Below are 11,850 nucleotides of genomic sequence, written 5' to 3' on the forward strand. Positions count from 1 at the left end.
ATTACCTTTCCTTGAACAGCCTCTTCAAATTCCTCTCGAAGGGCGGGTAAACGACGCCCTGATCTGTGATTATTCCCGTCAGGTACCTGTGCGGCGTGACATCGAAGGCAGGGTTGTAGACGTCCACATCGGGGGCAATCCTGCAGCCACCGCAGGTGAGAACTTCCTCGGGCTTCCTTTCCTCGATGGGTATCTCCTTTCCGCTCTTCAGGCTCATGTCAATCGTCGAGAGCGGTGCGACGGTGAAGAACGGTATCCCGTGCTCCTTGGCGAGGACGGCCAAAGTATAGGTGCCTATCTTGTTGGCGAAGTCGCCGTTAGCCACTATCCTATCCGCGCCGACGATGATAGCATCAACCTTCCCCTGCTGCATGACAAAGCCGGCCATGTTGTCACTTATGAGTTTGAGAGGTATTCCATCGTAGTGGTACTCCCAGGCTGAAAGCCTCGCGCCTTGAAGGACCGGCCTCGTTTCGTCCACCCAAAGGAGCTTGAGGTTCTCATCGCGGTGCATGACCCTCAGAACTGCCCCAACTGTTCCGAGCTGAACGGTGGCTAAGCTTCCGGCGTTGCAGTGCGTTAGAACGTTCCCCTCCGGGAGAGCCTCGGCACCGTAGTGGCCCATCCTGAGGTTGGCCTCGACGTCCTCGTCCGCTATCCTCTGTGCCTCGGCGACAATCATGCGCTTAATCTCGTCGAGCGGACTCTCAAGGTTCTCCTCTACCAGCTTCTTAATCCTGTTGAGCGCCCAGAAGAGGTTCACGGCGGTTGGCCGGGTGTTCTTAAGCCTGTCGTAGGCGCTGTAAAAGCCGTCCATGAACTCGTCCCGGGTTTTAGCTTTGCTTGTGTCGGCGTAGAGGGCCAGACCGAAGGCTGCCGCCGCACCTATTGCCGGCGCACCGCGAACCTTCATCGTGATTATCGCTTCGGCGACCTCATCAACGGTTCCCAGCTCTATCGTCTTGAACTCTCCCGGCAAAAGTGTTTGGTCTATCATGATGACCTTTCCACTCTCATAGCGCACGCTCCTCGGTAGTCTCGTGAGTTCCTCTGGCTTGTACCTCAGCATGAGCATCACCCCAAAGGGTTTAAGGCTCGAGCTTAAATCTCCTTCGGTGATGGGAATGACGTTGAGGATATTCGTTACCGGTCCGGCGGGAGTCGGGAAGACAACGCTGGTGGAGAGGGTTGCGAGGGAAGCCGACCGCTGGGGCTACCTCGTCGGTGGGATGATAACGAAGGAAGTACGGAGGAACGGAAGGCGCGTGGGTTTCAGGATCACGGCCCTCGACACCGGAGAGGAGGGAACCCTGGCCAGCGTTAGGGGGACCTCGCACCTCCCGGGCGTTCCTTTCGGGAAGTACGTCGTCCACGTTGACGAAATAAACCGTGTCGGCGTTTCGGCGATAAAACGCGCCCTGGTTGAGGCCGACCTGGTAGTCATAGACGAAATCGGCCCGATGGAGTACAAGAGCGACGAGTTCATCCGCGTTGTTGGCGAGGTTCTGAAGTCGGAAAAGCCCCTTCTGGCCGTTGTGCACAGAAAGATGGCCGATAAGTTCCGCCCCCTTGGAAAGCTCTACACGTTGAGCGTCGAGAACAGAAACAGAGCCTTCGCTGAGGTAATGGACGAAGTTATGAAAGAACTGAAGGGAGTCAGAGGTTGAGGCTGTCCTTGCAGCTCTCGCATATCCACTTCTCGCCGCCCTCGATGTAGACCTTGTAGAGTGGGCCGTACTGTCCGCAGAGCTCGCAGATTCCGTAGACCTCGGTCTCCTCGCTGGTTTCCTCCTCACTCTCACTGTTGTACGCGTTGAGTGCAGCGAGAAGGTCCGCCGCGGTGACGAAGCCTATCGGCCTTCCAAGCCTAGTAACGAGGAGCCTCCTGATGCCCTTGTCCATCATCTTGTCGATCGCGTCCTGAACCTCGTAGTCGTCCTCGATGGTTATCGGGTTCTTTGTCATGACCTCCTCGACCTTGACGGTCTTGGGGTCCCTTCCCTTCGCGACGACCTTGTCGAGTATGTCGCGGTCGGTGATTATTCCAACGATCTCGTCGCCTTTAACAACAACCGCGCTTCCCACCTTGTTCTTTGAGAGAATCTTGGCGATCCTGTGGACGGTGTCGTCCGGCTTGACGATGACTGCCTTCCTTTTAACCACTTGTCCCACGGCTATCCTAGGTGCCATTTTATCACCTCGCCAACGGGGGTTGGAGAAGAAACTTAAAAACCTTTTCTTCAACTCCTGCGCTTCATAATGTACGAAATCAGGAGAAACGTTAAGATGAACGCGGCAATGGCCAAGCCCACCGAAACGGCCGTTGCATGGGCTTCAAGGCCGGAACGGGGCACCGTGGAGTGAAGCGCATAGAGCACGGATTCGGTACTCGTGTTCGTTGCCGATGGAACGGTGGCCCTTTCAGATGCCACCATCATCGAGACGTTGTCCACCGCCGACTGCGTGATTGACTCGGGTGCACCGCCGGAACTTACGGGGGGCAGTACATTCCGCGCCGCGGCGTACACACCGGCCGCCACCAGCCCGGCGAGGCCCAGGCTTATAACGTGTAGCTTCTCAAAGCTCATAACAGCTTTCTTCCTCACCTTTGCAACGTTCCGGCGAGGTACGAGAAGTATGGGCCTGTTGGAGGCGCGATAGAGCTTAACCTCCTGGAGCCTCTTCCCGTACTTCTTCCCTGCCACCTCGATGAGGCCGACCTTGAGCATTTTGTCTATGTGGTATGAGACCGTGGAGATGGGGAGGCTCAGCTCGCGGGATATCTCGCTTATTGACAGCGCCTGATCTTCCACGAGATGCAGGATGGCTATCGCTTTGTCGTTCATCAGAATCTGCGCGAGCTCCTTGGCCCTTTCGTCGTGTATGTCTATTGTCTCATAGTCCAAACGGCGCCACCTGGGGAGAATACGGTGAGGACGTATTAAATCTTTTCACAGCTTCAAGCCAGTTTGAAGCGTCAGAAGAGTCCCGAAGGAAAAGGAAAGGGAGTCGAATTCACGGCTTCTCCATAACAATCTCGATGGTCGAGGTGTTGGCGGTCCTGCCGTCGGCGGTCGGGAGCTCCTCGGTGCCGATCCTGATCTCCTTGACCCTGACCTCTGGGAGGAACCTGTTCCTGACGATCTCGGCGACATCGACGGCCCTGCTGATGGCCCTACCGCGAGCCTTGACGCTGACCTCCTTGGCGCCCTCGTTGAACTGGGTTATCACAGCGAGGACGTAGTTCATAACCGGCTTCTTTCCAATGTAGACGACGTGCTCCTCAGCCATTTCTGGCACCTCCGGAAGTTTTGTCGTTAGGCTATCGTTGGGTTCCGGTTAAATACTTTTCGGTCGTTTAATAGCGTTATTGAACACTCCTGTGGCTCCGATGAGCGAATCAAATGACCAACCATGTTCCTGCAAATTTATGTTAAGCGAAAGGTTTTAAGGTCCAGAAATTGCCATATGGTTGGTGATAAGATGGCCGTTCATCCGATAGATTACCGCTACGGAAGCGAGGAAATGAGGCGCATCTGGGACGAGGAGAACAAGCTTCAAAAACTCCTCGATGTGGAGGCGGCTCTGGCGAGGGCCCACGCGAAGGTCGGCAACATCCCCGAAGAAAGTGCCAGGGTAATCTCCGAGAGGTCCAACACGAAGTGGGTCAAAGTGGAGCGTGTCAAGGAGATAGAGGCCGAGATACACCACGATATAATGGCCGTCGTCAAGGCCCTGAGCGAGGTCTGCGGCGAGCACGGCAAGTACGTTCACCTCGGCGCCACCTCCAATGACATAATAGATACTGCCAATGCCCTCCTCATAAAGGAGAGCCTCGCCATAGTGGAGAACGACCTCAAGGAGCTGCGCTCGATCCTCAAGAACCTCGCTAGGGAACACAAGTACACCGTCTGCATAGGCAGGACTCACGGCCAGCACGCGGTGCCGACCACCTACGGCATGAAGTTTGCGATATGGCTCGACGAGATACAGAGGCACATAGACAGGATAGAAGAGCTGAAGGAGAGGATTTTGGTTGGCCAGATGAGCGGCGCCGTTGGAACCATGGCCAGCTTCGGGGAGAAGGGCCTTGAGATACAGCGTCTCGTCATGAAAGACCTCGGCCTGAAGCCGGCCAAGATAAGCAACCAGATAATCCAGCGCGACGTTTATGCGGAACTCATGATGGTTCTCGCTCTCATTGCCTCAACCCTTGACAAGATTGCCCTGGAGATAAGAAACCTCCAGAGGACCGAGATACTCGAAATCAGTGAGCCCTTTGGGAAAAAGCAGGTGGGCTCTTCTACTATGCCCCACAAGAGGAACCCCATCAGGAGCGAGAAGGTAAGCGGTCTGGCGAGGGTCTTGTACTCGAACGTCTTCCCGGCCCTGCTCAACAATCCCCTCTGGCACGAGAGAGACCTCACAAATTCCTCCGTTGAGCGCGTTATCCTCCCCGAGAGCTTTGTCCTCCTTGATGAAATGCTGAAGAGCATTAAGAAAGTTCTTGCCGGCCTGGAGTTTTTCCCCGAGAACATTGAAAGGAACCTCTACATGACCAACAACCTCATCATGGCCGAGCCGTTGATGCTGAAGCTAACTGAGAAGGGTATGGGGAGGCAGGAGGCACATGAACTCGTCAGACAGCTCGCGATGAAGGCATTTGGGGAGAATAGAGACCTGATTGAGGTTGCCAGGGAAAACGAAGATGTTAGAAAGTTCTTAAGCCAGGATGATTTTGAGAGCCTGAAGCCAGGGAACTACATAGGGATGGCCCCGCAGATAGTCGACAACGTAATCGCGTGGATAGAGGAAAAAGAGCGAAAAGAAGGGCGGTGAGGCTTTGATTTCTTGCCTTTTATCTTATGCATCATCTTTGTTGCTCCGCCATCATTGTTGAAGTTGTCTCTCAAATTTTTGGGCGAATTATTACATTTAGTTATAGTAATTTTTATGTTTTCTATTTGGTTCTTATTCACACTCAAATCATGTTGTGTGTTTAATTCTTGTTTATTCGACTTAAAAATTACTTGTTAAAATATTAAAAAATTTGGATTTTTAACTTTTTCTTAGCGTAATTTCCACAATCGTCTTAGGTAGGGCAAGATGTGTGGCTGGCATATACCGACGAGTGACTTTGTCCCTGCTGCTGTCTTTGAGTCCACTGACAGTAGCATTCACGACTGGAATCGATACTACCTTTAATTGTAATCAATTTTTGGTCTGTAGAAGCCGGGACCTTGTCGATAAAATCCCCCAATTCAGAAAGGGTGTCCATAGTTGTACCCTCAATATCCAGTTGAGGGGGATAATCTGGTTTCGGGTTGTCTATATGTGCTTAGCTTGTGTTGTTCAATCCTGCTCAGTACATCATGATAATTTATTTGCAGTTCCTGCAGCTGTAGCTCTGTCTCCGCGAATCAGATGCAAATTAAGAGTTCTTGACGTCTCCGGCACTACCTCCGTGGGGGTCACTTCAATCCACCGTGGCATTTGTCGATGGCACGGGTAGCAGTTAGCTGGAACATAGAGCTTTGAGCATGTAAGTGATGCCCCCCGTGCAGTTCACTCATCGGCCACTCTGTTTCTGCTCTTTTTAATGCTCAAGCATGTCCATGGATTTTGGATATAAGGCACATTATAGGAAAATTAAATAAAGTGGTAAATACTAACAAGGGGCGACAGTGAGGGTCGCGGGCATCTACTGTCGGCGCCAGTGCAGGTGCGCCAAGTCCTTTGTAGGCCCCTGTGGACTTTTCTGAGTGGGGAGATATCCATATAAAGGGCCGGTGAATACACACCTTCGTGTATTGAATACGACGTTGCTTTCAGGTATCCCAATTCACACTGGAGGTGTTCGGCGGATGAACAATACCAATACTCCTAAATATGGAGCCTCTGGGTACAGGTACCTGAGGCCGCTGGCCGAGGAGATAATCCTCAAGAAGCTTGAGAGGGTCTCCACCGCACGTAATTCAATCAGCCCGTTCTTCCGAGAGAACTACCGAACCAAGCACCTTGAATTTGTCATACCGTTTAAAGCCCTTACCAGTATGGAGAAGCATGTCCTGAAGGAGGCGGGATATCCCGAGAGGCTTGTACGGGGAGACGAGAATGCGGGACTAGCTAAGGCCTTCGTTATCGATGTGCGGGCGGTTGAGGCTACGTCTCCCGAGCTAGCGGAGGCAATACTATCCGCGTATCGGCGGATGTGATCGGCAGTAGGGCTCACATAGTCTGACTGTACCGTGCGGGAGCTTGCTCCCACATATTTTTAGCAAACGCTGCATGAACGGGTCGAACCCGTTTGGGCTGTATGAATGTGTTCATCTTTTGAGATTTTACTTTTTTAGATGGTAGATTTTTTGAGTTTACTAATTTTTTAAAATGGTAATATCACGATTTTTGAAAATTTTGATATTTTTATTTGATATTATCTTAATTTCAATAATAAATCATAAAGTATTTATTGAAGCATAAAAACAAGTACTTTTAATGACTTTCTTAAAAAGTAAGAATTCACCCAAAAATTTGAGAGACAAACCCCCGCACAAAAATTAGGCAACCCTAAAAAAGAATAAACGGCCAAGAAACCCCGTCTGGCAAAAACGGGCCATAATATCATTCGGAGGTTAGAAAAGAGGACAGTTATTCCTCTTCAACGATGTTCTTTGGAACCTCATTCCCCTGGGGCAGTATCACGAGTTCCCGCCCCTCGACCAGCATCTGGGCAACTTTTTTCCTGGCCGAGCTCAGCGCCCTCCACACGGTGCCGCGGGAAACTCCCATTCTCTTTCCAGCTTCTTCCTGTGTCAGCCCTTCGTGATCCACCAGCCTAAGGGCTTCGAATTCCTCGTAGGTCATGAAAATCGGCGGTTTGGGCTGACCCATCGGGGGTAACGCGGGATAGAAATGTCTAACCTCCGGAACGAATCCTATCATCCTCAGTTTCCTTCTCCTTCCCCTTCCGCGGCCCCAGCCGGGTCCCATTCCCATCGGCATGGCTATCAAAGACCTTTGAGCTTTGGGGTTTATAGGCTTTCCCCCACCCAGTAAGGGTTATAACTCCTCCCACTAACTCCTGGGTGGTGAGAGATATGGGGTTTCACGTGACTGAGAGGAAGATAGGATGGCACAAGGACTTTGACAGCTCGCATTTCCTTGCCCTGCCCTACGAGAGCAAGTGCCTCCGGATACATGGGCACACATACAACGTGGACGTTGAGATATGGGGTGACGTTAATGAGAACGGCATGATATTTGACTTCAACCACCTCAGCAGGCTTATCAAGCTCCTCGACCACAGGATCATCGTGAGCGAGAGCTGGATTGTGGAGAGGAAGGAAGGTCTTATTGTCATTGAAAAGAATGGAAAACGTCTGGAGCTGCCTGCGGATGAGGCGGTGATCTTGGATAAGCCCAACGTCACCGCCGAGTACATAGCCGAGTGGTTCGCGGAGAGGATAACGGAGAAGGCGGGGGAAAACGTGAGAAAAATCCGGGTCAAGATATGGGAAGACCCGAGGAGCTACGCGGAGGTAACCCTGGAGAGATGACTCTTAACTCCCTTTTGTCTCTATTTTCGAAACCTGTAGATAGAAAGACGTCGATCCTTTTCGAGGCGATTTTATGAAGTGGGTGACCCGTGAACACGTCCACGTTGACTACGAAACCCTCGAGAAGGAGTTTTACCTCTACGACGCCATGTACGCCTACTTTAAGAAGCAGATTGAAGAGGGAAAGGCTTAGCAGCCATTCTCCCTTTTTTCGGGGAGTACCTCTTCGATTCCACAGTCCTTGTAAACCTTCGCAAGCATCTCTCCGGCCTTCTTTCTGAGCTCGCTGAAATACGCCTTCCCGAAGGTTTCCTCCGCCTCGATTGTCAGCAGGTAGGCGGTTTTCATGTAGGCCGGACCGAGCTCGCAGTCGGACCTTTCTGCAATCTTCCCCGCTATGTCCACGAGATAGCCGACGAACGAATGGAGGAGCCGTCTGTAGTCGTTCTCAAAGCCATGCTCGTTGAGCCAACCCTTGAGGGTAAGGAAGACTTTGAATGCCGGCACCTCGACGTTTTCGTCCCCGTAGCGGCGGTATCTGATGAGAAGATACTGGAAGACTGAGATGAAAAACTTTCCAACGTCGGCTTTCGTTCCGCCGTTTTCCTCAATGAACTCTTCGAATTCCCTTAAGCCGGCTTTCCCGCTCTTGAGAAAGGCCATCAGCATGGCCGCATAGGGTGTTGAGTACTGGGAGAAGTCAACCTCGCCGAATTCCGGAATCTCTGGAAAGATACGCATTATCGCCCCTTTGGTGTCCATTCCTTTCACCCAAAACCGTTAAATCGGGGGAGGCTTATTAGCTTTGAGGTGAGTACCGTGAGGTTCTCGAGGGGCAGGAACTTCCTGTTCAGGGTTCCTGAGGGGGAGGAGCTCCTGAAGTTCATAAACGAATTTGCAAAGAAGAACAACGTCCTGATTGGGACGGTCAGCGCCATCGGGAGTCTGAAGAATCCGAAAATAGGTTACTTCGATGAGGATGCGGGTGAGTACAAGGTCATTGAGCTGACCGGCACCTATGAGCTGGTCTCCCTCGCGGGCAACATAAGTGTTAAGGACGGTGAGCCGTTCGCTCACATCCACGTTGCCCTGGGCGACTCCGACGGCATGCTCTACGGCGGTCATCTTGTTGAGGGCGAGGTCTTCGTGGCCGAGGTTTTCATGCAGGAACTCCTCGGTGAGCTGCTTGAAAGAAAGCCGCAGGAGAACGGATTGGCGCTGTGGGATGAGGCGAGCATCTAAGCCTTTCCTAACCTTTTTGGCCGGACTACGCTCCACAGCAGCGCGTAGTGCCAGATTATCATGGCGAAGATTCCGGTGAACTCGGCAATGGCGACGCCGCTGAAGGTCTTAAACGCCCACCTCGCGAGGAGAACTTCTGCGGTAAAGAGCAGAACGGTGAAGGCTCCGAATCTTCCCCGACCTTCGAGCCAGAGGCTGGCTCCGGCTATCAGGAATCCGACGCTCCCGGCCAGAAAGAAGCCCCAGCTGACGTGGTAGTGCGGTTCAGTTCCTTCCGGAAAGACCGCTATTCCCGCCAGAAAGGCCAGTCCAAGAATGAAAACGCCGATTCCAAGCTTGGAGACGGGATTTTTAACCTCCTTGAAAAGACCCATCACGTAGTAGATGGCGAGAACCGCGGATATGAACAGGGGAACGTTCATTACCCAGCTGTGGGGCAGGCCGACCTTTCCCAGGTCGCTTATCGCGTTGTTCGTGAGTCTCCACCAGGAGCGGTTTATGAGGATCGCCGCCCCTATCCCGCCGAGGGCGATTGGGGGAGAAAGAATGCCAGCCCACAGCTGGCTCTTTTTCATTCTCGGTCACCCTTCGTAGAAGATCCGGTAGTGCTGAACGTACTTCTCCTTTTCCAGCAGGAAGTCGTCGTCCTCAGGATAGTACTTCGCTATCTCCGGGTTCTCGCCGGCAAACTTCTTGATGGACTCCATTGAGTCCCATATCGTGACGAGAAGGAAGTGGGCAACGCCTTCTTCGTCTTTCCTCATGAAGTAGAGCTTTAAAAGGCCATCAACGGAACCGTAGTCCGGAACCGCCCTTTCGATAAGGAACTTTTCGTATTCGTCCGCCTTTTCGATCGGCACCCTCCCGTGCCAGAGCCTCATAACGGCCACTGAAATCACCCCAGCATTATTCTCGGCCGCATCATATAAAAAACCTCCCGGGGTTACTGGGTAAGCGCCCACCTGGCGCTCTTTACAAGACTCACGACCGCAACGACGCTCGCAAAAGCCCAGAGGGCCATGATAAGGGCAACTCCGAGCTCTGGCAGCGCGAGCGTTTTGATTGAGGTGAATATGGTCGCGGAGATTACGAAAACCCCTGCCAGTCTGCTGAGCCTTCTAAGTTCGAGCCTACATTCCGTGAGCCCAACCTCTCCGTGCTCTCGGGACTTCTTTAGGGCGCGGTACAGCAGGAAGAACGTGGCCGCGTAGAGCAGCCAGATTGGGGCCTGGGCGGAGAGGTCAGGGAGGGCTTCCCTTCTCAGCAGGGAGCCGAAGATGATGTAATACGCGAGGAGAGCCAGAAACAGGGGTTTTAGCTCCTTTGACGTTGGAAGGAGCCCTTCCATGTCATAGCGTCCGCCTTTAAAACGCCCCAGCCAGATGTGTACGAGGAGGATCAGGAACGCCGAGGAGGAGAAAGTGGAGAGGAATGAATGGAGCGGTGAGGGGGCGTTTGAGGATTCGACGATGCCGAGGAGTGTAGCAGTAAGGTACGGATGTCTGAGCACGATACCGGGAAGGATCCTCCTCCCCGAAGTCAGGAGCTCCGCGACTCCAAGGGGGATGATGAACGACATGAACGGGTGCCAGAAGAGCACCACGACGAGAACCTCAAAGATTCCGACGCCACCGATCTTGAGGACGGAGTCCCACTCAGGGTTCCACACCACTTTGGTTATGTACGCCTCGTAGAGGCCAAAGAGGATTCCCGCGAGGTAGAGGGTCTCGAACCGGGGCTTCCCAAAGCGGTAGACGATTCCCGCGAGAACCAGTGTGTGGAGGCCGTAGAGAGGAAGGAGGGAAATTATTCCCCAGGGTGTAAAATACGGATAGAGGTATGAAGCCACCGTCACCTCGGCAAAGAAGACTGACAGCGAGGCGAGGAGAAACCAGAAGAAGTACCCCTGCATCCCCCGCCCGCCCATTGTGTGTCCCATGTAGGTGTTTATCGGGCGCATGGTTCACCAACTATCAATCTTACAGGTAGTTTCTCAGTATGAACACGGCGAACCCCAGAGCGAGTATTCCAAGAATGATGACTATCACGGTTTCAAGGGTTGAATACTCCCGGAGTTCTCCACTCTCACGCTGGAACCTTTCAGTCCTTTCGCGGGCAAGGGGGTCGGACCTCTTAATGGTGACTTGGTCGGGGAACGGACCGCGCATAGACTCACCATTGTTTTCTCCGCTCTAGAGTATTTTAACATTTCGCTGGCAGTGGGGTAGAACCTTAACTTTTGACGGGAGTGTGCTCACGAAAAATGTTGGAAGAAAGGGCTCAGGTTCACCAACCGCCACCGCGGCCGTATCCACCGCCTCTGCCGCGGCCGCCGCCCATTCCACGGCCCATACCTCTGCCTCTTCCCATGCCGCGTCCCATACCTCTTCCCATTCCTCCGCCGGCTCCACCTCCCTCGGGGCCGAAAACGGCCTGGGTGAGCTCGCCCCTCAGGAAGGCTTCGACCGCTTCTCTGACGGTCATCGTGGCCGGGGCCGAGACCATCCTTATGCCGGCAGCCTGGAGTACTCCCGATGAGTTGGGCCCGAAGCTTCCTGCAATGACAACGTTGGCCCCCTGGTCTATGCAGAACTGCGCCGCGGTAACTCCGGCTCCTCTCGGCTGGCTGTAGCCGGGGTTCTGGACGACCTGGGCGTTGGTTATTCCCCCGTTCTCGACGTCAACTATCGTGAAAGTGGGGGTTCTTCCGAATGCCGGGTTCACCCTGTCATCGAGTCCTCCGTTTACGGTTGAGACTATGATCCTCATTCACATCACCTCCGGGAGAATTAGGAAAACCGAACTTAAAAAAGTTTGCATACGCTCAAAATGGCCTCCCCCCTCCCCAGAAACGGGGCCTCAGGAATGACCTGAGGACTAGAAGGGCCGCGAGACCCAGAGCGTATGGAAACGCCACAACGAATAGCTTGAACATGAAATACAGGATCCCCACAATGAAGAGCAGGTCGATTAGACCGTACGCGCCGCCGAATGAATAAAATCCGTACCCTGGCCTGCCGTATCCCCTTCCCATCCCTCTTGGCATTCTCCG

At 53.2% G+C, this 11,850-nt stretch carries 17 protein-coding genes; 5 read left to right on the forward strand and 12 right to left on the reverse strand.

Features of this window, described 5'->3' with window-relative positions; genetic code table 11:
- Position 1: 1 nt before the first annotated feature.
- A complete protein-coding gene (mtnA, locus tag FPV09_RS00600) occupies positions 2 to 1,069 on the reverse strand; it encodes an S-methyl-5-thioribose-1-phosphate isomerase (RefSeq protein ID WP_394343840.1) in 1,068 nt (355 codons plus the stop codon).
- A gap of 55 nt (positions 1,070 to 1,124) precedes the next feature.
- Between mtnA and FPV09_RS00605 the strand changes: the two genes are divergently transcribed.
- Positions 1,125 to 1,667 carry an NTPase gene (locus tag FPV09_RS00605; protein WP_148883570.1) on the forward strand — a complete coding sequence of 181 codons (543 nt, stop codon included), beginning with the start codon at positions 1,125 to 1,127 and terminating at the stop codon, positions 1,665 to 1,667.
- Here the strand turns inward: FPV09_RS00605 and FPV09_RS00610 are convergent.
- From FPV09_RS00610 to albA, 3 genes are all read right to left on the reverse strand, one after another.
- Positions 1,657 to 2,190, reverse strand: coding sequence for a CBS domain-containing protein (locus FPV09_RS00610; RefSeq protein WP_014011659.1), 534 nt, complete (start codon positions 2,188 to 2,190; stop codon positions 1,657 to 1,659). The two genes, FPV09_RS00605 and FPV09_RS00610, sit on opposite strands and share 11 nt — an antisense overlap.
- Positions 2,191 to 2,240: 50 nt before the next feature.
- Positions 2,241 to 2,906 carry an ArsR/SmtB family transcription factor gene (locus FPV09_RS00615; RefSeq protein WP_148881981.1) on the reverse strand — a complete coding sequence of 222 codons (666 nt, stop codon included), beginning with the start codon at positions 2,904 to 2,906 and terminating at the stop codon, positions 2,241 to 2,243.
- A 109-nt stretch (positions 2,907 to 3,015) separates the two neighbouring features.
- Positions 3,016 to 3,291 (reverse strand): DNA-binding protein Alba, encoded by a 276-nt coding sequence (albA, locus tag FPV09_RS00620; RefSeq protein ID WP_014011661.1) that lies wholly within the window; start codon positions 3,289 to 3,291, stop codon positions 3,016 to 3,018.
- Positions 3,292 to 3,483: 192 nt separating this feature from the next.
- Here albA and purB point away from each other — a divergent pair, with 192 nt between their 5' ends.
- Positions 3,484 to 4,839, forward strand: coding sequence for an adenylosuccinate lyase (gene purB, locus FPV09_RS00625; RefSeq protein ID WP_148883571.1), 1,356 nt, complete (start codon positions 3,484 to 3,486; stop codon positions 4,837 to 4,839).
- A gap of 1,025 nt (positions 4,840 to 5,864) precedes the next feature.
- Entirely contained in the window at positions 5,865 to 6,215 is a 351-nt protein-coding gene (locus tag FPV09_RS00630; RefSeq protein ID WP_148881982.1) for a hypothetical protein, read from the forward strand.
- Between the two features lie 433 nt (positions 6,216 to 6,648).
- On the opposite strand, the gene FPV09_RS00635 is transcribed toward FPV09_RS00630, so the two are convergent.
- The gene (locus tag FPV09_RS00635; protein WP_058937864.1) at positions 6,649 to 7,002 is read right to left on the reverse strand and encodes a DUF134 domain-containing protein; all 354 of its coding nucleotides are present in this window, start codon (positions 7,000 to 7,002) and stop codon (positions 6,649 to 6,651) included.
- 95 nt (positions 7,003 to 7,097) lie between these two features.
- Here FPV09_RS00635 and FPV09_RS00640 point away from each other — a divergent pair, with 95 nt between their 5' ends.
- Entirely contained in the window at positions 7,098 to 7,556 is a 459-nt protein-coding gene (locus tag FPV09_RS00640) for a 6-pyruvoyl trahydropterin synthase family protein (protein WP_148883572.1), read from the forward strand.
- A 189-nt stretch (positions 7,557 to 7,745) separates the two neighbouring features.
- Here the strand turns inward: FPV09_RS00640 and FPV09_RS00650 are convergent, their stop codons facing one another.
- A complete protein-coding gene (locus tag FPV09_RS00650; protein WP_148883573.1) occupies positions 7,746 to 8,318 on the reverse strand; it encodes a hypothetical protein in 573 nt (190 codons plus the stop codon).
- 57 nt (positions 8,319 to 8,375) lie between these two features.
- Here FPV09_RS00650 and FPV09_RS00655 point away from each other — a divergent pair, with 57 nt between their 5' ends.
- Positions 8,376 to 8,798 (forward strand): PPC domain-containing DNA-binding protein, encoded by a 423-nt coding sequence (locus tag FPV09_RS00655; RefSeq protein WP_148881983.1) that lies wholly within the window; start codon positions 8,376 to 8,378, stop codon positions 8,796 to 8,798.
- Here FPV09_RS00655 and FPV09_RS00660 read toward each other — a convergent pair.
- The 6 genes from FPV09_RS00660 to FPV09_RS00685 form a co-directional block, all read right to left on the reverse strand.
- Entirely contained in the window at positions 8,795 to 9,373 is a 579-nt protein-coding gene (locus tag FPV09_RS00660) for a DUF998 domain-containing protein (RefSeq protein WP_148881984.1), read from the reverse strand. The two genes, FPV09_RS00655 and FPV09_RS00660, sit on opposite strands and share 4 nt — an antisense overlap.
- 6 nt (positions 9,374 to 9,379) lie before the next feature.
- Positions 9,380 to 9,679: an antibiotic biosynthesis monooxygenase gene (locus tag FPV09_RS00665; protein WP_245610365.1), complete on the reverse strand. Its 300-nt coding sequence runs from the start codon at positions 9,677 to 9,679 to the stop codon at positions 9,380 to 9,382.
- A gap of 62 nt (positions 9,680 to 9,741) precedes the next feature.
- Positions 9,742 to 10,758: a hypothetical protein gene (locus tag FPV09_RS00670; RefSeq protein WP_148881985.1), complete on the reverse strand. Its 1,017-nt coding sequence runs from the start codon at positions 10,756 to 10,758 to the stop codon at positions 9,742 to 9,744.
- 19 nt (positions 10,759 to 10,777) lie between these two features.
- Positions 10,778 to 10,966 (reverse strand): hypothetical protein, encoded by a 189-nt coding sequence (locus FPV09_RS00675; protein WP_148881986.1) that lies wholly within the window; start codon positions 10,964 to 10,966, stop codon positions 10,778 to 10,780.
- 118 nt (positions 10,967 to 11,084) lie between these two features.
- Positions 11,085 to 11,567, reverse strand: coding sequence for a NifB/NifX family molybdenum-iron cluster-binding protein (locus tag FPV09_RS00680; RefSeq protein ID WP_148881987.1), 483 nt, complete (start codon positions 11,565 to 11,567; stop codon positions 11,085 to 11,087).
- Positions 11,568 to 11,622: 55 nt separating this feature from the next.
- Positions 11,623 to 11,844, reverse strand: a complete 222-nt coding sequence (locus FPV09_RS00685) for a hypothetical protein (protein ID WP_148881988.1) — start codon at positions 11,842 to 11,844, stop codon at positions 11,623 to 11,625.
- Positions 11,845 to 11,850 lie beyond the last annotated feature (6 nt).

Source organism: Thermococcus aciditolerans, from assembly GCF_008152015.1.
In the GTDB taxonomy this organism is placed as follows: domain Archaea; phylum Methanobacteriota_B; class Thermococci; order Thermococcales; family Thermococcaceae; genus Thermococcus; species Thermococcus celericrescens.